This is a genomic window from Streptomyces scopuliridis (genome assembly GCF_042790125.1).
In the GTDB taxonomy this organism is placed as follows: domain Bacteria; phylum Actinomycetota; class Actinomycetes; order Streptomycetales; family Streptomycetaceae; genus Streptomyces; species Streptomyces scopuliridis_A.
The window spans coordinates 1-19,517 of the sequence record NZ_JBHTZS010000008.1 but is presented as its reverse complement, the minus strand read 5'-3'; the positions used below and the strand labels follow the sequence as shown (position 1 = coordinate 19,517).

General features: G+C 69.8%; 19 protein-coding genes and 1 rRNA gene. 12 read left to right on the top strand and 8 right to left on the bottom strand.

All coding sequences use genetic code 11. The features are described from left to right. Window positions 1-48: 48 nt before the first annotated feature. Complete coding sequence (pstB, locus tag ACFRKB_RS14625; RefSeq protein ID WP_365975913.1) at window positions 49-825, top strand: phosphate ABC transporter ATP-binding protein PstB; 777 nt, start codon at window positions 49-51, stop codon at window positions 823-825. A 219-nt stretch (window positions 826-1,044) separates the two neighbouring features. Here the strand turns inward: pstB and ACFRKB_RS14620 are convergent, their stop codons facing one another. Both ACFRKB_RS14620 and ACFRKB_RS14615 read right to left on the bottom strand, forming a co-directional pair. Next, on the bottom strand, window positions 1,045-2,043 hold the full coding sequence (locus ACFRKB_RS14620) for an inorganic phosphate transporter (RefSeq protein WP_383106074.1): 999 nt from the start codon (window positions 2,041-2,043) through the stop codon (window positions 1,045-1,047). Window positions 2,044-2,048: 5 nt separating this feature from the next. Further along, complete coding sequence (locus ACFRKB_RS14615) at window positions 2,049-2,669, bottom strand: DUF47 domain-containing protein (RefSeq protein ID WP_030353473.1); 621 nt, start codon at window positions 2,667-2,669, stop codon at window positions 2,049-2,051. 249 nt (window positions 2,670-2,918) lie between these two features. Between ACFRKB_RS14615 and ACFRKB_RS14610 the strand changes: the two genes are divergently transcribed. Continuing rightward, window positions 2,919-3,269, top strand: coding sequence for a metal-sensitive transcriptional regulator (locus ACFRKB_RS14610; protein ID WP_030353474.1), 351 nt, complete (start codon window positions 2,919-2,921; stop codon window positions 3,267-3,269). A 146-nt stretch (window positions 3,270-3,415) separates the two neighbouring features. On the opposite strand, the gene ACFRKB_RS14605 is transcribed toward ACFRKB_RS14610, so the two are convergent. Both ACFRKB_RS14605 and ACFRKB_RS14600 read right to left on the bottom strand, forming a co-directional pair. Continuing rightward, a complete protein-coding gene (locus ACFRKB_RS14605; protein ID WP_383106072.1) occupies window positions 3,416-3,640 on the bottom strand; it encodes a hypothetical protein in 225 nt (74 codons plus the stop codon). A gap of 138 nt (window positions 3,641-3,778) precedes the next feature. Then, window positions 3,779-4,606: an SCO4651 family lipoprotein gene (locus tag ACFRKB_RS14600; protein ID WP_383106071.1), complete on the bottom strand. Its 828-nt coding sequence runs from the start codon at window positions 4,604-4,606 to the stop codon at window positions 3,779-3,781. Between the two features lie 127 nt (window positions 4,607-4,733). Here ACFRKB_RS14600 and ACFRKB_RS14595 point away from each other — a divergent pair, with 127 nt between their 5' ends. The 4 genes from ACFRKB_RS14595 (at window position 4,734) to ACFRKB_RS14580 (ending at window position 8,621) form a co-directional block, all read left to right on the top strand. Beyond that, window positions 4,734-4,982: a hypothetical protein gene (locus ACFRKB_RS14595; RefSeq protein WP_383106070.1), complete on the top strand. Its 249-nt coding sequence runs from the start codon at window positions 4,734-4,736 to the stop codon at window positions 4,980-4,982. Between the two features lie 12 nt (window positions 4,983-4,994). Beyond that, window positions 4,995-6,599: an FAD-binding oxidoreductase gene (locus ACFRKB_RS14590; RefSeq protein ID WP_383106069.1), complete on the top strand. Its 1,605-nt coding sequence runs from the start codon at window positions 4,995-4,997 to the stop codon at window positions 6,597-6,599. Between the two features lie 193 nt (window positions 6,600-6,792). Then, entirely contained in the window at window positions 6,793-7,881 is a 1,089-nt protein-coding gene (locus ACFRKB_RS14585; RefSeq protein ID WP_383106067.1) for a COG4315 family predicted lipoprotein, read from the top strand. Window positions 7,882-8,060: 179 nt separating this feature from the next. Continuing rightward, window positions 8,061-8,621: a sortase domain-containing protein gene (locus tag ACFRKB_RS14580; protein ID WP_383106066.1), complete on the top strand. Its 561-nt coding sequence runs from the start codon at window positions 8,061-8,063 to the stop codon at window positions 8,619-8,621. Between the two features lie 71 nt (window positions 8,622-8,692). On the opposite strand, the gene ACFRKB_RS14575 is transcribed toward ACFRKB_RS14580, so the two are convergent. Both ACFRKB_RS14575 and ACFRKB_RS14570 read right to left on the bottom strand, forming a co-directional pair. Further along, window positions 8,693-9,427, bottom strand: coding sequence for a phosphatase PAP2 family protein (locus ACFRKB_RS14575; protein ID WP_383106065.1), 735 nt, complete (start codon window positions 9,425-9,427; stop codon window positions 8,693-8,695). Between the two features lie 262 nt (window positions 9,428-9,689). Further along, window positions 9,690-10,718, bottom strand: coding sequence for a C40 family peptidase (locus tag ACFRKB_RS14570; protein ID WP_383106063.1), 1,029 nt, complete (start codon window positions 10,716-10,718; stop codon window positions 9,690-9,692). A gap of 429 nt (window positions 10,719-11,147) precedes the next feature. Between ACFRKB_RS14570 and ACFRKB_RS14565 the strand changes: the two genes are divergently transcribed. From ACFRKB_RS14565 to ACFRKB_RS14540, 6 genes are all read left to right on the top strand, one after another. Beyond that, the gene (locus ACFRKB_RS14565) at window positions 11,148-11,456 is read left to right on the top strand and encodes a hypothetical protein (protein WP_030353484.1); all 309 of its coding nucleotides are present in this window, start codon (window positions 11,148-11,150) and stop codon (window positions 11,454-11,456) included. 237 nt (window positions 11,457-11,693) lie between these two features. Continuing rightward, complete coding sequence (locus ACFRKB_RS14560) at window positions 11,694-12,551, top strand: hypothetical protein (protein WP_383106062.1); 858 nt, start codon at window positions 11,694-11,696, stop codon at window positions 12,549-12,551. After that, window positions 12,541-13,914 carry a hypothetical protein gene (locus tag ACFRKB_RS14555; RefSeq protein ID WP_383106061.1) on the top strand — a complete coding sequence of 458 codons (1,374 nt, stop codon included), beginning with the start codon at window positions 12,541-12,543 and terminating at the stop codon, window positions 13,912-13,914. Before ACFRKB_RS14560 ends, ACFRKB_RS14555 begins: the two co-directional genes overlap by 11 nt. Beyond that, window positions 13,911-15,464: an SCO6880 family protein gene (locus tag ACFRKB_RS14550; RefSeq protein WP_383106060.1), complete on the top strand. Its 1,554-nt coding sequence runs from the start codon at window positions 13,911-13,913 to the stop codon at window positions 15,462-15,464. Before ACFRKB_RS14555 ends, ACFRKB_RS14550 begins: the two co-directional genes overlap by 4 nt. Window positions 15,465-15,552: 88 nt before the next feature. Then, a complete protein-coding gene (locus ACFRKB_RS14545) occupies window positions 15,553-17,004 on the top strand; it encodes an ATP-binding protein (protein ID WP_383106059.1) in 1,452 nt (483 codons plus the stop codon). Between the two features lie 2 nt (window positions 17,005-17,006). Continuing rightward, window positions 17,007-18,608: a type IV secretory system conjugative DNA transfer family protein gene (locus ACFRKB_RS14540; RefSeq protein ID WP_383106058.1), complete on the top strand. Its 1,602-nt coding sequence runs from the start codon at window positions 17,007-17,009 to the stop codon at window positions 18,606-18,608. Here the strand turns inward: ACFRKB_RS14540 and ACFRKB_RS14535 are convergent. Both ACFRKB_RS14535 and rrf read right to left on the bottom strand, forming a co-directional pair. After that, window positions 18,595-19,137 carry a GNAT family N-acetyltransferase gene (locus ACFRKB_RS14535; protein WP_383106057.1) on the bottom strand — a complete coding sequence of 181 codons (543 nt, stop codon included), beginning with the start codon at window positions 19,135-19,137 and terminating at the stop codon, window positions 18,595-18,597. The genes ACFRKB_RS14540 and ACFRKB_RS14535 overlap by 14 nt on opposite strands. A 113-nt stretch (window positions 19,138-19,250) precedes the next feature. Then, window positions 19,251-19,367, bottom strand: a 5S ribosomal RNA gene (rrf, locus tag ACFRKB_RS14530). Between the last annotated feature and the right edge of the window lie 150 nt (window positions 19,368-19,517).

Below are 19,517 nucleotides of genomic sequence, written 5' to 3'. Positions count from 1 at the left end.
CGATATCCGGCTCCGCCGCGCGGGGCCACGAAAGAAGCAGTGATTGACATGGCCAAGCGAATCGACGTCAGCGGTCTGACCGCCTACTACGGCTCCCACCGGGCCATCGACGACATCTCGATGACCGTGGAGCCCCGCTCCGTGACGGCCTTCATCGGCCCGTCCGGCTGCGGCAAGTCCACCTTCCTGCGCACCCTCAACCGCATGCACGAGGTCACCCCCGGCGGCCGGGTCGAGGGCAAGGTCATGCTGGACGACGAGAACCTGTACGGGGCGAACGTCGACCCGGTCGCGGTGCGCCGTACCGTCGGCATGGTCTTCCAGCGTCCGAACCCGTTCCCGACGATGTCGATCTTCGACAACGTCGCGGCGGGCCTGCGGCTGAACGGCAAGGTCCGCAAGAGCGAGCTGGCCGAGGTCGTGGAGAAGTCCCTCAAGGGCGCCAACCTCTGGAACGAGGTCAAGGACCGCCTGAACAAGCCCGGTTCCGGCCTCTCCGGCGGCCAGCAGCAGCGGCTGTGCATCGCCCGCGCGATCGCGGTCGAGCCGGACGTCCTGCTGATGGACGAGCCGTGCTCCGCCCTCGACCCGATCTCCACCCTCGCCATCGAGGACCTGATCGGGGAGCTGAAGGAGCGCTTCACGATCGTCATCGTGACGCACAACATGCAGCAGGCGGCGCGGGTCTCGGACCGTACGGCGTTCTTCAACCTGGCCGCCGTCGGCCAGCCCGGCAAGCTCATCGAGATAGACGAGACCGAGCGGATCTTCGCCAATCCGTCCGTGCAGGCGACCGAGGACTACATCTCGGGACGCTTCGGATAGGCGACAGCCGTCCTGCGGTGCTGCATGGCGGTGCCACCGCACGGCGAAGGGCCCGCCCCCTCTCCCAGGGGGGCGGGCCCACTTCTTTGTACGGCGCGGATTTGTACGGGCTTCCTCGTACGGCTTCCTCGTACGGCTTCCTCGTACGGCTTCCTCGTACGGGGTTCTTCGTACGGGGTTCTTCGTACGGTGCGGCTCGGCCGTTCGCCGCGGCGCGGCTCAGCCGAAGGCCAGGTTCACGATCCAGAAGCTCAGCGCCGCGACCAGGGCCGCCGCCGGCATCGTGATGAACCAGCCGAGAACGATGTTCTTGGCGACCCCCCAGCGGACCGCGTTGACCCGCTTCGTCGCCCCGGCGCCCATGATCGCCGAGGTGATGACATGCGTCGTGGAGATCGGCGCGTGGAACAGGAACGCCGAGCCGAACATGATCGACGCGCCGGTCGTCTCCGCCGCGAACCCCTGCGGCGGGTCCAGCTCGATGATCTTCCGGCCGAGCGTCCGCATGATGCGCCAGCCGCCCGCGTACGTACCGAGGGACAGCATCAGCGCGCAGACGATCTTCACCCAGACCGGGATCGCGTCGCCGGAGTCCTCCACATCGGCGATGACCAGGGCCATCACCACAATTCCCATCGTCTTCTGTGCGTCCTGCAGACCGTGCCCGAGCGCCATACCCGCCGCCGAGACGGTCTGGGCTATCCGGAAGCCGCGCTTGGCCTTGTGCGGGTTGGACCTGCGGAACATCCACATGATCGCGACCATCACCAGATATCCGGCGACCAGACCGACGACCGGGGAGACGAACATCGGGATGACGATCTTCTCCAGCACCCCGGTCCAGATGACCTCGGTCCCACCGGCCAGCGCCGCGCCCACCATGCCGCCGAACAGCGCGTGGGAGGACGAGGACGGAAGCCCGAAGTACCAGGTGACCATGTTCCAGACGATCGCGCCGACCAGCGCGGCGAAGAGGATGCCCATCCCCCGCGATCCGTGCGGCGTGGCGATCAGGCCCTCGCTGACGGTCTTGGCGACCCCCTGGCCGAGGAACGCGCCCGCGAGGTTCATCACCGCGGCCATCGCCAGAGCCGCACGCGGGGTCAGTGCCCGGGTGGAGACCGAGGTGGCGATGGCGTTGGCGGAGTCGTGAAAGCCGTTGGTGTAGGTGAAACCGAGCGCGACAGCGATGGTCACGATCAGCGCGAAGGTGTCCACGTGGTTCAGGACTCCTTGACCGCGATGGTCTCCACCGTGTTCGCGACGTGCTCGAACGCGTCGGCGGCCTCTTCGAGCACGTCGACGACCTGCTTGAGCTTGAGCACCTCCATCGCGTCGTACTTGCCGTTGAAGAGATGGGCCAGCAGCTTGCGGTGGATCTGGTCCGCCTGGTTCTCCAGCCGGTTGACCTCGATCCAGTACTCGGTGAGGTTGTTCATCGTCCGCAGATGCGGCATGGCCTCGGCGGTCAGCTCGGCGGCGCGGGCGAGCACCTCGATCTGCTGCTCGACACCCTTGGGAAGCTCTTCGATGTTGTACAGGACGACGAGATCGACGGCCTCCTCCATGAAGTCCATGATGTCGTCGAGCTGGGACGCGAGGCTGTAGATGTCCTCACGGTCGAACGGCGTGATGAAGGAGGAGTTGAGCTGGTGGAAGATCGCGTGAGTGGCGTCGTCGCCCGCGTGCTCCGCCGCCCTCATCCGCTCCGCGATCTCGGCCCTGGCGGAGGAATCCGCCCCGAGGAGTTCCATCAGGAGCTTGGAGCCCGTGACGATGTTGTCCGCGGACGCGGCGAACATGTCATAGAAGCTCGTCTCCCTGGGGGTCAGACGAAATCGCACCTGGGGTCCTCGGGTTACATGGGTTTCGGTCAGGGGTGATGCTAGGCGCAACATCCGGCCACGGCTAACCGGCAAGTTCCCAGTGTCACCCATGGTGGCAAGCCCGTGTTCACAGGCCCCTGCCCCAGGAACCGGAGACGGGTAACATATACCCAGGTAGGGTATACACCCCTTTTCGGACAGCATCATCGGCACCACATCAATCGGCACCAATCATCGGTATCAGCTGACAGCACAACGGAGGACGCGATGACGACCACTGAGGCGGCCGGCGCGACGGGCACCGCCGACGCCGTCACCACCGATCACGACCGCGGGGTGCACGGCTACCACAAGCAGAAGGACGAGCACCTCAAGCGGCTGCGCAGGATCGAGGGCCAGATCCGCGGCCTCCAGCGGCTGGTCGACGAGGACGTCTACTGCATCGACATACTGACCCAGGTCTCCGCCTCGACGAAGGCACTCCAGTCCTTCGCGCTCCAGCTCCTCGAAGAGCACCTGCGCCACTGCGTGGCCGACGCCGCGGTCAAGGGCGGGGAGGAGATCGACGCGAAGGTGGAGGAAGCGACGAAGGCGATCGCACGGCTGCTGCGCACCTGACGCACCTGTGACATACCCGACACGTCAGCTGTACGTGATGTGCGCGACATACCTCGCGACATACCGGACGTACGTGACGCCGGCCCGCCGTTCCTGACGCCGGCCGCCCCGCGGGCCGGGGGCGGCCCCGGCGGTCGCTCCCGCGGTCACTCGCCGCAGGCGTCTCTTCGCCGCGGGCCGCGTGACGTGCCGGGATGGCGAGGGGCGGCGGGCCGTTCGGCCCTCACGTTCAGCACCTCGTCGATACGGTCCGGGCTGAGCCGTTCCCCGTCCGCGGCCGACGCCGCGATCATCAACTCCCCGCACCATTCGATCTCGGCGAGGGCCACGTGGTCCTGGACGTTCGGCGTGCGCAACAGAGCCACGTGCATTCACCTCTTCCTACCGGTGTCGACTTCCTAGCGTAGGGAGCGTGATACACACCGCGCATGGCACGTCCGGACCATTTCCGCCTTGGTCCTCTGTGGTTACGGCTTGATTTGATCTTGCCGATTCAGCCGGACCCGGGCTCAGGACTTGATCTCGCCGGCGAAGATGTCGTCCTGCGGCGGCAGCGTGACGGCGACCCGCTCCCCGAACGCGTACAGCAGCGTCGTCGAGGCGACCGCGACCGTACGCCCCTGGTTGACATAACTGAACCGGTGCCTGACCTTGCGCAGCCGCCCGGCGTCGTCCAGATACGCGTCGAACGGCACCGCGTCCTCGCCGAACCCCTTCGCCGCCGCGCCCAGCGCCCCGCGCGCGAACGCCGACGCGGCCTTCGCGGCCCGCCCGATGTCGGTGACACCCTTGTAGTGCCACACGCGCGTGCCGGCGAGATCCTGCTCGGCGACAAAGGTCACATCCCTGGCGGCGCGCAGCAGTTCGGCCGCGGTCAGCGGATCCGTCGCCCCGCCCGTGACCAGATTCCCGTCCTCCAGCGTGGTCGAGTCGACCCTGACCCACTTGTCGGCGGGCACCCCGGCCCCGCGGTTCTTCATGTACAGCGCGCTGGGCGAGAGCAGTTCGGTGATCGGCCGGTGCTCGCTCGCGCCCGCGGGCTCCTTGGGCAGTACGACCCGGAGCCGCCCCATCCGCTTGCCGAAGTCGTAGCCGCCCTCGCCCCGGATGGTCACGCGCGTCCCGCCGGCCGCCATCTCCATGGACGTCGTGGCCTTCGAACTGCCCGCCGCGAGCAGCGCGTCGGCCGCCCTGCGCACGGCGGCGGGATCACCGCGCGGCCGGTCGTCGGCCGCGGCCCCGCCGCTCCCGGAACAGCCGGCGGTCGTGGCCACGACCCCCGCCATGGTCACGACGGCGAACGCCACGCCCCTGCGTCTGTGCTGCTGCACCACCATCGCCTGCCAACCCCCAACACCTGACCGCCGCTTGTCCGAAGCCCACCCGTTCCGGATAACGACGCCCGGCGTTCCTCGTCACGCCGGTCCCGGTTACGGGACGCGCACACCCCGGTACCGTGGAGATGTGTGCGAGCAAGACACTTCTGATCCCCCCACCGCCGCCTCATCTCCGGCCTCCTCCAAGGCCACTTCCGATTCCCCCCGGGCCGCTTCCCGCTCCGCCCCGCCACCCCACGAGGCCACGACCGTCGAGCGCGGCTCGTTCTGCACGGCGCGCTGCACCTGCGGCTGGTCCGGCCATGCCCGCAGATCGCGCGACCTCGCCCGTACCGACGCCGCGAACCACGCCGCGAACCGGACGGCGGAGAGCTGAGAGCTGAGGCGGATGGAACGGCGCACGCTTCTCACCGCCGCGGCGGGCCTCCTGGTCACCGCCGCCACGACGACCGCGTGCACCGGCGGCGGTACGGACACGTCGAGTGGCAGGAACGGAACGGGCGCCGGTACCGCCACCGCGACCACCACGAAGCCCACGGCGACCTCCCCGCCCGGCGCCCCGAGTTGGGACGCGCTGGCGAAGGGCCTCGACGGGGATCTCGTACGGCCCGACGACGCCGCGTACGAGACGGCCCGGCAGCTCTACAACACCCGCTTCGACAGTCTGCGGCCCGCGGCCATCGCCTATGCCCGGGGCGAGGACGACATCAGGGAGTGCCTCGCCTTCGCCAGGACGCACGGCACGCCCGTCTCCATCCGCGGCGGCGGCCACTCCTACGCGGGCTTCTCCAGCGGTGACGGCCGGCTCGTCATCGACGTGACGCGGCTCGACTCGCTGCGGGACGCGGCCACGGACGGCACGGTCGGAGCCGGAGCCCGGCTCGCCGATGTCTACCGGGCGCTCGCGGAAGCGGGCCGTACGATCCCCGCCGGGTCCTGCCCCACCGTCGGCATCGCCGGACTCACCCTCGGCGGCGGACACGGAGTCGCCACCCGCGCCTACGGCCTCACCTGCGACAGCCTCGACTCCGTCACCCTCATCACGGCCGACGGCACGCGGCTGACCGCCGACTCCGAGCAGCACACGGACCTCTTCTGGGCACTGCGCGGCGCGGGCAACGGCAACTTCGGGGTCGTCACCGAGCTGCGCTTCCGTACGCACCCGGCGCCCCCGGCCGTCGTCGCCTTCGCGAGCTGGCCGTGGTCGAAGGCCGACGCCCTGCTCGGCGCCTGGCAGGAGTGGGGCCCCGACCAGCCGGACGAGATCTGGTCCTCGCTCCATCTCAACGCGGGTCCTGGCGGCGTCGCCCCGACGCTGTCCCTCTCCGCCTTCTCCCTGGGCGGCGAGGACGAACTGAAGAACGCGCTCGACCGGCTCGCCGACGGCCCGGACGGACCCGGCCCGGCGAGCTCCATCTCGGTCCGGCAGCGCGATTACGGGGAAGCGATGCGGATCTTCGCGGGCTGTTCCGGCTTCACCGAGGAGCAGTGCCGGCTGCCCGGTACGGTCCCCGGCCGAGGTGAAGAGGGCGTGCTCCGGCGCGAGACCTACGCCGCCGCCTCCGACTTCTATATCCGCCCGCTCTCCCCCGCCGGCCGGCGCGCCCTCCTCTCCGCCTCGGAGACCTTCACCCGGCTCCCGGCGTCCGGGGGCGGCAGCGGCTCGCTCACCCTCACCGCGCTCGGCGGCGCCGTCAACCGGGTGGACCCGCTCGCGACGGCCTTCGTCCACCGGGGTTCGCGGGTGCTGGCGCAGAACATCGCCGGCTGGGAGCCGGGCACCTCCGGCTCGGCCCAGCGGGCCTGGCTGAAAAACACTCATGGATCGATGCGCCGGCACGCCTCGGGCGCGGCGTACCAGAACTACACCGACCCGGCGCTGCCCGACTGGCGCACGTCGTACTACGGCGCCGGCGCCGCCGCGGACCGGCTGGCCCGGCTGAAGAGGCGGTACGACCCTGACCGCCTGTTCGACTTCCCGCAGGCGCTGTGAAAGCCGTCGGCTGTTCCCCGTAGCCCGTACGGCTCACCGAGGTGGCCGTAAGGGCCAGTTGACGATGGCCTGTACCTAGCACCCCCGCCGCAATGTCTGCCCGGTCGCGGCACTGGGGCCTGTCAAAGACAGGTCGTGGCAGGCGGGGGCCCGACAAGCAGGGGGGCACATCCCGACTCGCAAGGGCGTAGCCATGCACGGACACGGACCCCGGATAGCCGCGCTCGCCGCGGCCACCGTTCTCCTTATCGCGCTCGGCGGTGGCGCCGCCACAGCTGTGGACAGGCCCACCGACCCGCGTCAGCTGACCCTCATCAACACCGCCGTCGGCAGGGTGCTCGCGGACAGGTTCGGCTATCCGCTCTATATGCGGACGGCCGACGAGCCGGACAACCCGGACTGCACGGGCGAGTGCGCCGACGTCTGGCCGGCCGCGGTCGGTTATCCGACGAAGGGGCGGGGTGTCACCAACGACACCGCGCAGACCGTGCTGAACGCGGAGAACAGCGATCAGCCCCAGGTCATCTACAACACGCACCCGCTGTACTACTACTCGAACGACCGCGCGCACCTGCCCCGCGGACAGCACGTGGACGGCTTCACTCTCATCTCGCCGAACGGCACCGCGATGGACCTGCCGCTGAGTGCGGGCCCGGACCCGGACCCGACGGTGTCGGGGACGATATCGTCCACGTCCAGGGCGAAGCCCGCGGCGACGCCGAAACCCAAGCCGAAGCCGGCCAGGACGACCCGCACTCCGCCACGTGCCGCCACGAAGGCGCCCACAAAGGCGCCTACGAAAGCCCCCACGAAGGCGGCGAAGAAGGCCCCGACGAAGGCCCCGAAGGCTCCCACCAGGGCAGCGACGAAGCCCGCGGCGAAGACACTGCCGAAGTTGCCGACGAAAGCGCCGACAAAGGCAGCGACAAAGGCCGCGACGAAGGCACCGGCGAAGCCCGCCACCAAGCCGGCGGCCAAGCCCGCGACGAAGCCGGCGACCAAGGCACCCACCCCCGCCGCCCGCGTGACCCCCACGCGTACTGCCGCCCCCACCGTCCCCCGTACGGCCACCGCGAGGTCCACCCCCTCGGTCGGGGCCCTGAAGATCACGCCGTCCGGCGCGGCGCGCGGAGGCGCGGACCATATGGCCGCCGTCGACTCGTCGGGCAGCTACGGCGCGGCCGAACTCTCCCTCGCCATCGGCGCCACCGCCGCGGCCTCCGCCGGCACGGTCCTCGTGGTGCGCCGATTCCAGCGCCGTTCGACGGGGGGACAGCACTGACCGGAAAGGCGGGTCGGGGCGGCATATCCAGCAGCGGCGACGGCAGGACCGGCGAGCCGGCCACGGCGGCCGAGCCGGTCAAGCCGGCCAGGTCGAGCGGGTCGGGCAGGCCGGCCACGGCGATCAAGGCCCTCTTCGTCATAGCGGTCCTGTGCGCGACGGCCGCCGTACTGCTGCATATGTTCCCGCTCCGGCCCGCACCACGGACAGGGGCCCTCCGCGAACCGCGCACCGTCGAGGTCACGGACCTGCCGTCGGCCCCGGTACGACTGCGCATCCCGGCACTCGGTGTCCGGGCGGAGGTCCTGCCGCTCGCGCTCGACGACGAGGGCACGCTGGACGCGCCGGGCTTCCGGAACGCGATGAAGGTCGGCTGGTTCGCCCTGGGACCCCGCCCCGGCGAACGCGGCCCGGCGGTCCTGATCGGCCACCGGGACGCCCCGGCGAACCCCGGTACCGTCCCGGTCCGCAACGGACGCGACGACATCAAGAACGCCGTCTTCGCCAAGCTGGGCCGGCTGAGCCCCGGCGACGCGATCGAGACGGAGCTGGGCGACGGGCGGCGGCTGACGTTCCGGGTGACGGCCGTCGATACGTACCGTACGAAACGATTCCCCACGGAACGGGTCTACGGCCCGGTGGAGACCCCGCAGCTACGGCTGATCACCTGCGGGGGAGTCATCGACGCCAACGGCCACTGGGACTCGAACGTGGTGGTCAGCGCGGTCGCGGACTTCTAGAGGAGACCTAGGGCCCGTCTTCAAAGTCCCGCCTGCCTGGCGGGCGGACGGCGCTTCTTCGAAGACAGGCCCTAGGCCGCGAGATTGTTGTCGTCGGGGCGCGGCTCGGGGATTTCGAGCGGCCGCGTCCCGCCGACCGCCCCGGCGCCCGCACCGGCCGCCAGATCCGCCTCGCGGGCGGCCCGCGACCGTACGAACCACCCGCCGCGCGGCGACCGGGCGACCGCCGACACCAGCGGGGTGAGCAGGGCGAGGGCGAGCGGGGTGAGCAGCAGGGCGACCGCCGTACCGAGGGCGAAGCCGCCGATCACATCGGTCGGGTAGTGGACCCCCATGTAGACCCGGCAGAAGCCTTCGAGGAGGGCCAGGCCGATCGCGGCGAGACCGAGCTTGCGGTGGGCGATGAAGACGCCGACGGCGAGGGCCATCGCCATCGTGGCGTGGTCGCTGACGAACGAGTAATCCGTCTTGCCCGCCACCAGGACCTCCAGGCCCTTGTGGTCGAGGAACGGTCTCGGCCGTTCGACGAAGCCCCGGATCGGGATATTGATCAGCAGCGCGATCCCGGCCGCGAGCGGCGCCCAGACCAGCCCGGCGACGGCCGTGACCGAATCCTCCGCGGACCCGCGCTTGCGCACGCTCCACCAGCCCCAGAGCCCGATGAGCACGAGCCCGAGCATGATCCCGTACTCACCGACGAACTCCATCACGCGGTCGAACCACGTGGGGGCGTCCTTCGCCAGTCCGTTGATGTCGTAGAGCAGGCTGACGTCGGGGTTCGACCCATCCAGTACGAGTCCAGCCATCTGCCGCGGCCCCTTGCCTTCTTGTCGCCTGCCGCCTCACACCTTCGTGGGCGATGCCTCTACCAACCTCCGCGGTCAGTACGGAACATGCTGCGTGATCAGTACCGCAGCTGTCGTCCAGGGAACGGCCTACGCGCCGCGTACGTTCCGCTCTCCACCGAACGATCACCATGACGTTATCGAAGAGTGACACATAGTCGCAGCTCAGGGCCGCGCCCGGACGCAGAGATCCGGCCACGGCCGTCTGCCGGACCCTCGGTGATCAGGCGTCGGGCCGGTTCGAGGGCAGGTCGGTGGGCAGCGATTTCGCGCCGTCCTCGGTGACGCGGGTGGCCCCGAAGTAGTCCGGGGTGTCGATCTTGTCGAACCGGATGACGGCCCCGGTATACGGCGCGTTGATCATGTACCCGCCGCCCACGTACAACCCCACGTGCCGGATCGCCCGCGAATTGGTGAGATCGTCCGAGAAGAAGACGAGGTCACCGGGGAGCAGCTCGTCCCGCGAGGGATGCTCGCCGGCGTTGTACTGATCATTGGCCACCCGCGGCAGCTCGATCCCCACGGTCCGGTACGCGGCCTGCGTCAGCCCGGAGCAGTCGAACCGCCCGCCCTGCTCGGCGGTCCCGTTCCCGCCCCAGAGATACGGCGTTCCCAGCTTCTGCTGAGCGAAGTAGATCGCCGCGGCGGCCTGCTTCGAGGGCTCGACCCGCCCGACGGGCCTGGCGAAGCTCTTCTCCAGCGTCCGGATGACCTTGACGTAATTCTGCGTCTCCCGGTATGGCGGCACCCCGCCGTACTTGATGACGGCGTACGCCCCGGCGTTGTACGCCGCCAGCATGTTGCTGGTCGGGTCACCGGGCACGTCCTTGACGTATCCGGCCAGTTCGCAGTCGTACGAGGCGGCCGAGGGAATCGCGTCACGCGGATCCCAGATGTCCCGCTTCCCGTCCTTGTTCCCGTCGATGCCATGGGCTTCCCAGGTACCGGGGATGAACTGCCCGATGCCCTTGGCGTTGGCGGGGCTCTGGGCGGTCGGATTCCAGCCGCTCTCCTGGTACAACTGCGCGGCGAGCAGAGCGGGGTTGATGGCGGGACAGAGATTGCCCCACTGCTGCACGAGCGGCTGATAGGCGGCGGGCACGGCCCCCTTGGCCAGCCCCACGGCCCGCCCGCCCCCGCCCACACCCCCGACGAGCCCGGCGGCGGCGGAGTAGGTCCCGACGACGAGCAGAGCGACAAAACTCAACCCGAGCCCCCCGACAGCGGCTACGAGGAGCCATGTCTTACGCACCGTCACACACCCTCCGCGTCAGGGCCACTGTCGTCGGCCAGTGTAGGCGCGGAGGTGACGGATCAGGAGGCGGCGGACGAGGACGTCGGAAGAGGGACCTTGGATGACCAAAAGTCGTCGTGGACGCCGGGACGCGGGAGGGGAGACCGCCGGAGCAGCCGGAACGGTCCGGGCCGTTGGGCCCGTCCGCAAAGGTGTAACAACGACAGTCATTGCCCGGAGTCACGCTCCGTGATACACAGAGTAACCATACGCGTACTCGCATACCCGATCCGCGACTGATCGGGGCACCGTCGTCGGTCATATGTGCGGGGATCGGGTAAAGAGACCCGCCAAGCGGCTTACGAGGGCGGTTCCATCAGCGAAGATAGAGCGTGACCCGTGCCATGGGGCCCGGGCGTGAACGACCCAACAGGGGCGGTGAGTTACATGTACCTGGCGGCCGAGAAGGGCGACATCACCACCATCATCGGTGGCATCGCCCCGAACTGGGGGCCTTTCGGGACACTTGGCAACGAGGCCCGGATCATGATCGAGGTCGTGATGGCGGTGGCCATCCTGCTCTGCCTCGGCATCGCGATCTGGGGCGCGGCCAAGCAGCGGATCGGAGCGACAGCGCTACGGGACACGTTCAGCGCCGAGCAGGGCAAGGGCCTGATCGTCGCCGGACTCACCGGCGTCTTCATCATCGGTTCGCTGGGCACACTCTTCACGATCGTGTACGGGATGGCCGTCTGACCCGCGTCCACTTCCTCTCGCCCTTCCTCTCCCCGTCCCCTTCCGTCTCCCTCTGTCCGGGCGTGCCCGGGTTCACCCTCAACACCACCCGTCCGTCGCACCCACCGGCTGAGGTTGCGTCTCCCTGATGTCGAGTCACCACACCGCGCCCGCGCGGGAACCAGCACGGCTACCGTCGTACTACGTGGACCCCGCGGACACCGCGGATCCGCACACGGCTGAGGGGGCGTACGCGGCATGAGCTTCGGCGACGAGCACGGCTACGGCGGCGACCCGGGCCGTACGGACGACGGCTTCGGCGGTACGGGCCAGACCCGTACCCGCCTGCCCGACGGCAGAGGCGGCGACACGTACGGCGGCCCCCGCCGCCCGGCACGCGGCTCGCGCTCGCTCATCACGGTCGTGGGCGTCGTGGTCCTGCTCATCGCGGCCATCGCGTTCGCGAACCGCGGCGGCGGGGGCGACGCCTCCGGCGGCGGCAAGGGCGCGGGGTCGGGACCGGGCGCGGACCCGACGGCGGCGACGGGGGTGAAGCCGGTGACGGGGAAGAACGGGGAAGTCCCCTCGGGATTCGCACGGAACGAGCAGGGGGCGGCGAGCGCGGCGGCGAACTACGCGGTGGCGCTGGGTTCCGACGGCATGTTCCGCGCCGCTTCCCGGCAGGACATCATTCGCGCCACGCACGATCCCGCCACGGCTGAGGGCCTCCTGCGCGACCTCGACGAAGCCTACTCGCCTGCCTTCCTCAGGAATGTCGGCCTCAATGAGGACGGTTCCGCGCCTGCGGGCCTCACCTTCGTATCCAGGACCGTGCCGGTCGGTACCGACGTCACCGAAGTAAGTTCAACCGCGGCGACCGTTGAAGTGTGGTTCACCGGGCTCGTGGGGCTGGCCGGCGAGGGCTCGACCAAGCCCGTGACCGAAACCTGGTTCACGATCACGGAGAAGCTCAAGTGGGTCGACGGTGACTGGAAGATCTCCTCTTCGAGCCAGACCGAAGGTCCCACACCGGTCAACGGCGACAACAGAGCCTCCACCGCCGACGAGATCGCCAAGGCCGTTCAGGGATATGGAGGCTTCACCTATGCCCGGTAGCCGCCGTCTCAGTGTTTCCTCGCTCGCAGCGTCCGTGGCCGGTGCGTTCACGCTCCTCACCGCTCTCGCCACCCGCGCGTCCGCCGCACCGACCCCTCCTCCCTCCCCGTCGCCCAGCGCGAGCGACAACCCATGCGACCTCATCGTCGGACTGGCCAAGGACTACTGCGAGGAGGGTGAGAAGGCCGCCGGCGCCCCGCGCAGTGGCATCTCAGACCCCGCCAGCGCCCTCGACCCCCTCTCCTCCCTCGCCCGCGGCTGCGCCGACGCCGCCGCCTGGATCGTCGGCAAGCTCAGCGACGCCGTCAAAGAGACCGCCAACGTCGACTTCACCAACCCCGCGTTCCTCCGCCAGTACGCCGTCGTCTTCGCCGCCTCCACCGTCCTCACCCTCGTCCTCTGGCTCCTCGCCGTCGCCAAGCGCGCCATCCGCGGCGTGCCCCTCACCACCGCGATCTCCGAGGCCATCGGGTTCCTCTGGCTGACGGTCCTCGCCTCCGCCTTCACCCCGCTCATCCTCTTCACGATCGTCTCCGCGACCGACGGCGTCACCCAGGTCGTCTCCGGCTCCACCGGCGGCCAGACCGACGTCTTCTTCGGCGGCTTCGCCGAGGCCCTCAAGAAGGGCGACGACATCGGCGGCGGGCCGATCATGCTGATCGTCGTCTCGCTCGTGTCGATCCTCGCCGCCGGTGTGCTCTGGCTGGAGCTGGTGATCAGGGCCGCGCTCCTGTACGTCGGGGCGCTCCTCGGCACGGTCGTCTACGCCGGGCTCGTCGACAAGAACATGTGGGGGCATGTCCGCCGCTGGGCCGGGATCATGATCGCCGTCATCATGGTCAAGCCCGTCATCGTGATCGTCCTCGGCCTCGCCGGCGCGCTCTCCGCCGACAGCGGCCCCGACGCGGTCTCCGCCGTCGTGTCCGGTCTCGCCATCATCCTGCTCGCGATCTTCGCCTCCGCGATGATCTACCGCTTCGTGCCCGGCTTCGGCGACGAGATCGCGGCCTCCCGTTCCAACCGGAAGCAGGCCACGGACGGCTCCCAGGCCGCCGCCGTCATCAGCTCGCCCGCCGCGCTCGTCTCCCAGGGCATCAAGACCCACAGCAGCCGCAACCACCAGCAGGGCGACGGAAGCGGAGGCGGCCGGCCCGCCAACACCGTCTCCGGCGGCGTCGCCGCGCACAGCTCGCGCGGCTCCTCGTCCGGGGGCGGATCGGGCGGCGGCTCCGGCGGCTCGGGTGTCGGGCCCCTGCCGTCCCCCTCGCCCCCGCCCCGCGGCGGCGGACCGACCAGCGGCACCCCGCACAGCTCACGCGGCACCGGTAACGGCAACAACAGCACAGGAGGTAGAGGGCGTTGACGACCCAGTCACCACCGATCGCGCCCCGTCGCACGTATCTCATCGGCCGCGCCAGGCCGAACGCGATCGTCGGCAAGAACCGCGAGACCGGCGAGATCGCCCTGATCATCGCCGGCGCGTTCGTCGGCATGATGTGCGGTCTGCTGGTCCCCGTCCTGTCGCTGCGGATCGTGACGCTGACGGGCTTCCCGCTCCTCGCGCTCGCCGCGGTGTACGTGCCGTACAAGCACCGCACGTTCTACAAGTGGTTCGAGATCAACCGCAGCTACAAGCGCAGCCTGCGCCGCGGTACGGTCTACCGCTCCGGGGCCATGGAAGCCGGTACGAGCCTCGACGGCCGCGAGGTCGAGGTCGGCCCGCCCCCCGGCATCGGCCGTATCAACTGGCTGGCGGCGCCCTTCGGCCCGGACGAGATCGCCGTCCTGCTGCATGCCGACCGCCGCACCGTCACCGCGGCCATCGAGATCGAGGGCCCCGGCGTCGGGCTGCGCGACAGCGAGGACCAGGAGGCCCTCGTCGACCGCTTCGGCACCCTCCTCAAGCACGTCGCCAACGGCGACGGCTTCGTCACCCGGCTCCAGATGCTCGCCCGTACGCTGCCCGCCGACCCCGACGCGCACGAGAAGGACGTGGCCCAGCGCGGCGACTCCTCCTCGCCCGGCTGGCTCCGGGATTCGTACGACCAGCTCCAGTCGATGGTCTCCACCTCCAGCGAGCAGCACCGCGCGTATCTCGTCGCGTGCATGCACTACACCCGCGAACTGGCCGCCGAGGGCCAGGCCATGGCCCGCGCCGCCCGCCAGGCCTCCGGCGCGAAGAGGCTCGACCGGGACGCGGGCCTCGCCGTCGTGATGGCCCGTGAACTCACCGACATCTGCGCCCGGCTCGCCGAGGCGGACATCCGGGTACGCCAGCCGCTCGGCCAGGGCCGGCTGTCCTCGCTCGTGCACTCGATGTACGACCCCGACCATCCCATCGACCACATCCAGGCCATGACGAAACGAAACGCCTGGCCGGCCGAGCTGGACGCGATGGAACCGACGTACCTCCAGGCCAAGACGCGCGAGTCGTCCACCCGCGCGCCCTGGTGCCACTCCACCGCCTGGGTCAAGGAGTGGCCGATGACCCCGGTCGGCGTCAACTTCCTGGCGCCGCTGCTCGTCCACACCCCGGATGTGATCCGTACGGTCTCGGTCACCATGGACCTCGAACCGACCGAGATCGCCATCGAGCGGATGCTGACGGAGAAGACGAACGACGACGCGGAGGCGAGCCGCGCCGCGAAGATGAACCGCACCGTGGACCCGCGCGACATCGCCGCGCACGGCCGGCTGGACCAGCGGGGTGAAGATCTCGCCAGCGGGGCGGCGGGGGTCAACCTCGTCGGGTACATCACAGTGTCGTCCAGGTCGCCCGAGGCTCTGGCCAGGGACAAGCGGACGATCAGGGCGTCGGCAGGCAAGTCGTATCTGAAACTGGAGTGGTGCGACCGCGAGCACCACCGCGCCTTCGTGAACACCCTGCCGTTCGCGACCGGCATCCGCCGTTAGCCGCGTTTCCCCGCCTCCGACCGACCCGTACCGTCACTGACACCGTCACCGACACCGCCGATAGCCGACGAGCCGAAAGGGGCCTGTGGTGCGAGATCCGCTGTCCGTCCTCACGGATGCCTTCACCAGCTTCCTCTTCGGGAAGGTGGAGACGACCCGGCTGCCCGTCCGTACGTCAACGGGCCAGGCCCAGGCCGTCTATCTGCCGACCGCGGCCCCCGGCCTCGGTGACTCCGGCGTGATCATCGGCCGCGAGGTCTACAGCGGCAAGGGATACATCTACGACCCGTTCCAGCTGTACGGGCAGCAGCTCCCCGCCCCGCACTGGCTCGTCCTCGGCGAGTCCGGCAACGGGAAGTCGGCGCTGGAGAAGACGTACGTCCTGCGCCAACTGCGCTTCCGTGACCGCCAGGTCGTCGTCCTGGACGCCCAGGGCGAGGACGGCGCGGGCGAATGGAACCTGATCGCCCAGGAGCTGGGTATAACCCCCATCCGGCTCGACGCGATGGCGGCCCTGGACGACGGCATCCGGCTCAACCCCCTCGACCCGGCGATCACCACGACCGGTCAGCTCGCCCTGCTCCGTACGATCATCGAAGTCGCCATGGGACACGGCCTGGACGAGCGCTCCGGCTTCGCGCTCAAGGTCGCGCACGCCTATGTCAACGAGACGATCATCGACCGCCAGCCCGTGCTGATGGACATCGTCGAGCAACTGCGCCACCCCGAGCCCGAGTCGGCCGAGGCCATGAATGTCGACCTGGACGACGTACGGGCCTGGGGCCTGGACGTCGCGCTGGTCCTCGACCGGCTGGTCGACGGTGACCTGCGGGGCATGTTCGACGGACCGACGACGGTCGGGATCGATCTGGACGCCCCGCTGATCGTCTTCGACCTCTCGCACATCGACCGCAACTCGATCGCGATGCCGATCCTGATGGCGATCGTGGGCGTCTGGCTGGAGCACACCTGGATCCGCCCCGACCGCAAGAAGCGCATCTTCCTGGTCGAGGAGGCCTGGCACATCATCAACTCCCCGTTCGTCGCCCAGCTCTTCCAGCGGCTGCTCAAGTTCGGCCGGCGGCTGGGTCTGTCGTTCGTGGCAGTGGTCCACCATCTCTCCGACGTGGTCGACGGCGCGGCGGCCCGGGAGGCCGCGGCCATCCTCAAGATGGCGTCGACCCGGACGATCTACGCCCAGAAGGCGGACGAGGCGAGAGCCACGGGCCGGGTGCTCGGCCTGCCCCGGTGGGCGGTGGAGATCATTCCGACCCTCACCCCCGGTATCGCGGTCTGGGACGTCAATGGCAACGTCCAGGTCGTCAAGCATCTGGTGACGGAAGCGGAACGGCCCCTGGTCTTCACCGACCGGGCGATGACCGAGAACTCCCAGGCGTCGGAGGCCGCGGACGCCCTGGAACTGGAAGGCAGACTGCCGGACGATATGCGGGCCGCGGAGTGGGAGGCGGAGCAGCGGGCGGCCCTCCTGGAGAGGCAACGGCAGTTGAACGAGTCCTCCTCCGAGTCGACGGTGGCGTGACCATGTCGCGCCACCACGAAGGCCGGGACTACCGGGGCGGCCCGGGATACCAGGACGGCCAGGGGGGCGCCCGGGGCGGGATCCCCGACGGCCTGCTGGTGGGCCTGCTGGGCTTCCTGCTCGGGCTGGCGCTGCTGGTCTGGACGGCCACCGGGCTGGCAGGGCTGTTCACCCACGGCGCCTGGCCGCAGGGGGTGACCTTTACCCGTACGCCGCTGGCGATACGTCAGCTCGCGCAGGCACCGCACGACATCGCGGGCGCGTGGCCGGAGACCCCGCCCGGCGAACTGTCCGGGTACGGCCTTTTCTGGGGCCTGTTGATCAGTCAGATGATGGTCCTGGTCGTACTCACGGTGTTCGTCCTGGGTGTGACGGCCCGCTATCGGGTGGTACGGGCGCGACGACGGGCGGCCGTACCGAACCGGGCGCCGGCCCCGGCCTCGGCGCCGAGCAAGGAGCAGTACCTGCCGGACGCGGCGACGACGGCCGCACCCGTACCCCAGCCCGTACCGGAGCCGGCACCGACAGCTCCACCGACACCCGACCCCGTCGAGACCGCCACGCCCACGCCCACGCCCTCACCGGCTCCTGTTCCCACGCCCGCTTCCGCTGCCGCCATCGCGCATGCCGCCGCCGTCCCCGCCCCTCGCGTGCGGTACGGCGATCCCCTCACCCGCCGTCCCGCCGCCGTCCAGGCCGTCCTGGACGCCGAGGGCCCCGCACTCGTCGTCACCTCCGACCCGACCGTGTGGTCCGAGACCAAGGACGCGCGGGCCAAGCTCGGCCCCGTCCTCGTCTACGACCCCGGCCATCTCTGCGACACCCCGGCCCGGATCCACTGGTCCCCCACCGCCGGATGCGACGACGCCGCCACCGCCGCCGCCCGCGCCACCGCGCTGCTCGCCCCCGTACGCCCGCACGCCCTGCTGGACGCCGCCATGGCCGATACGGCGGAGACCCTGCTGCGCTGCTGGCTGCATGCCGCCGCGGTGGAGTCGCGGCCGTTCAAGCAGGTGCACCGCTGGGCGCAGGGCGGCAGCGCCCATGAGGCCGTCCGGATCCTCCGTACCCACCCCAAGGCCGCCTCCGGTCTCGCCGGACTGCTGGAGTCCGCACTCACCGCGCATCCCGAACGCCGGGAAGTGGCACAGCAGTTGACGGTCCGTGCGCTCTCGTCCCTCTCCTCGATCCATATCCGCGACGCCTGCACACCCAACCGAAACGATGCCCTCGCGCTGGATTCTTTTGTGAACGAGGGGGGCACCCTGTATGTGGTGGGCGAGCCGATCGAGGATCCGCGCTCCCGCCCGGGTGCGATGCCACTGCTCACCGCACTCGTCTCGAACGTGGTCGAGCACGGCCGCCGCATGGCCGCACGGTCATCTGACGGTCGGCTCGACCCACCAATGACATGCGTCCTGGACGATGTCGCCGCCGTCGCTCCGCTGCCCCAGCTTCCGGAGCTGCTCTCCACCGGTCATGACCGCGGCCTGCCGACCCTGGCCCTGCTCCGGTCGCGGCAACAGGGCGTGGACCGCTGGCCGCACTACGAACTGCCGCTCCCCGACAGCGTCCAGGACCGGACAGGTCCTAGGGGCGGTTGACCGCCCACTCCAGTTCCCGCCCTGGGGCCGCCGAGGGATACCCGTCCAACGCCAGAGACGTGCCGGTCGGTACGAACCCCAGCTTGCGATAGGCGGCCTGGGCCCGCGGGTTCCCCTCGTGGACATGGAGCCGCACCCGCGCGAGCCATGGCTCCTCCAGCGACCACGCCCAGTCGAGGGCCGCGTCGACCAGCGCTCCCAGCAGCCCGGCACCCCGCTGCTCGGGACGTACGAACACCCCCACGAGATGCCCCTGCGCCCGCTCGGACGTGGCCCCCAGGAAGTCCATGTCGCCGGCCTCCTCGATCAGCAGCGTCACCGTGCCCGACCACGTCCCGTCCGGCGCCTCGGCGATGAACTGCCCGGCCCTGGCGGCCCGCTCCTGCCAGAAGGCATCGGGCCGCGCCAGGGCCTGTTCATACGTCTCCAGGAAGGCCACCGGCGCTGCCGGATCCTGGAGCGAAGCGAGACGGATGTCCTTGACCTTGGCCCATTCGTCGGACCGTACGGCACGAATCACGTGGTTCATCCACCGATCCTCCGCGCCCCACGCCCTCACGCGCAAACGGAATATCCCCCGTTGAATCCCATAGAACGCAGAAATGCCCCGCACCAGAGGTGCGGGGCATTCCCACAATGATTGTTCGGCGGCGTCCTACTCTCCCACAGGGTCCCCCCTGCAGTACCATCGGCGCTGTGAGGCTTAGCTTCCGGGTTCGGAATGTAACCGGGCGTTTCCCTCACGCAATGACCACCGAAACACTATGAAGTTGAACACCGGACACAAACACGGCTGTTCGTTACTTCAGAACTAACACAGTGGACGCGAGCAACTGAGGACAAGCCCTCGGCCTATTAGTACCGGTCAACTCCACCAGTCACCTGGCTTCCATATCCGGCCTATCAACC

Excerpts from the sequence above, each read along its gene's own strand:
- ACFRKB_RS14600 (WP_383106071.1), bottom strand. The coding sequence starts at position 4,606 with ATGGTGGTGCAGCAGCACAGACGCAGGGGCGTGGCGTTCGCCGTCGTG.
- ACFRKB_RS14565 (WP_030353484.1), top strand. The coding sequence starts at position 11,148 with ATGTACCTGGCGGCCGAGAAGGGCGACATCACCACCATCATCGGTGGC.
- ACFRKB_RS14580 (WP_383106066.1), top strand. The coding sequence starts at position 8,061 with ATGTTCCCGCTCCGGCCCGCACCACGGACAGGGGCCCTCCGCGAACCG.
- ACFRKB_RS14535 (WP_383106057.1), bottom strand. The coding sequence starts at position 19,137 with ATGAACCACGTGATTCGTGCCGTACGGTCCGACGAATGGGCCAAGGTC.
- pstB (WP_365975913.1), top strand. The coding sequence starts at position 49 with ATGGCCAAGCGAATCGACGTCAGCGGTCTGACCGCCTACTACGGCTCC.
- ACFRKB_RS14590 (WP_383106069.1), top strand. The coding sequence starts at position 4,995 with ATGGAACGGCGCACGCTTCTCACCGCCGCGGCGGGCCTCCTGGTCACC.
- ACFRKB_RS14605 (WP_383106072.1), bottom strand. The coding sequence starts at position 3,640 with ATGCACGTGGCTCTGTTGCGCACGCCGAACGTCCAGGACCACGTGGCC.
- ACFRKB_RS14560 (WP_383106062.1), top strand. The coding sequence starts at position 11,694 with ATGAGCTTCGGCGACGAGCACGGCTACGGCGGCGACCCGGGCCGTACG.
- ACFRKB_RS14610 (WP_030353474.1), top strand. The coding sequence starts at position 2,919 with ATGACGACCACTGAGGCGGCCGGCGCGACGGGCACCGCCGACGCCGTC.
- ACFRKB_RS14575 (WP_383106065.1), bottom strand. The coding sequence starts at position 9,427 with ATGGCTGGACTCGTACTGGATGGGTCGAACCCCGACGTCAGCCTGCTC.
- ACFRKB_RS14585 (WP_383106067.1), top strand. The coding sequence starts at position 6,793 with ATGCACGGACACGGACCCCGGATAGCCGCGCTCGCCGCGGCCACCGTT.
- ACFRKB_RS14555 (WP_383106061.1), top strand. The coding sequence starts at position 12,541 with ATGCCCGGTAGCCGCCGTCTCAGTGTTTCCTCGCTCGCAGCGTCCGTG.
- ACFRKB_RS14540 (WP_383106058.1), top strand. The coding sequence starts at position 17,007 with ATGTCGCGCCACCACGAAGGCCGGGACTACCGGGGCGGCCCGGGATAC.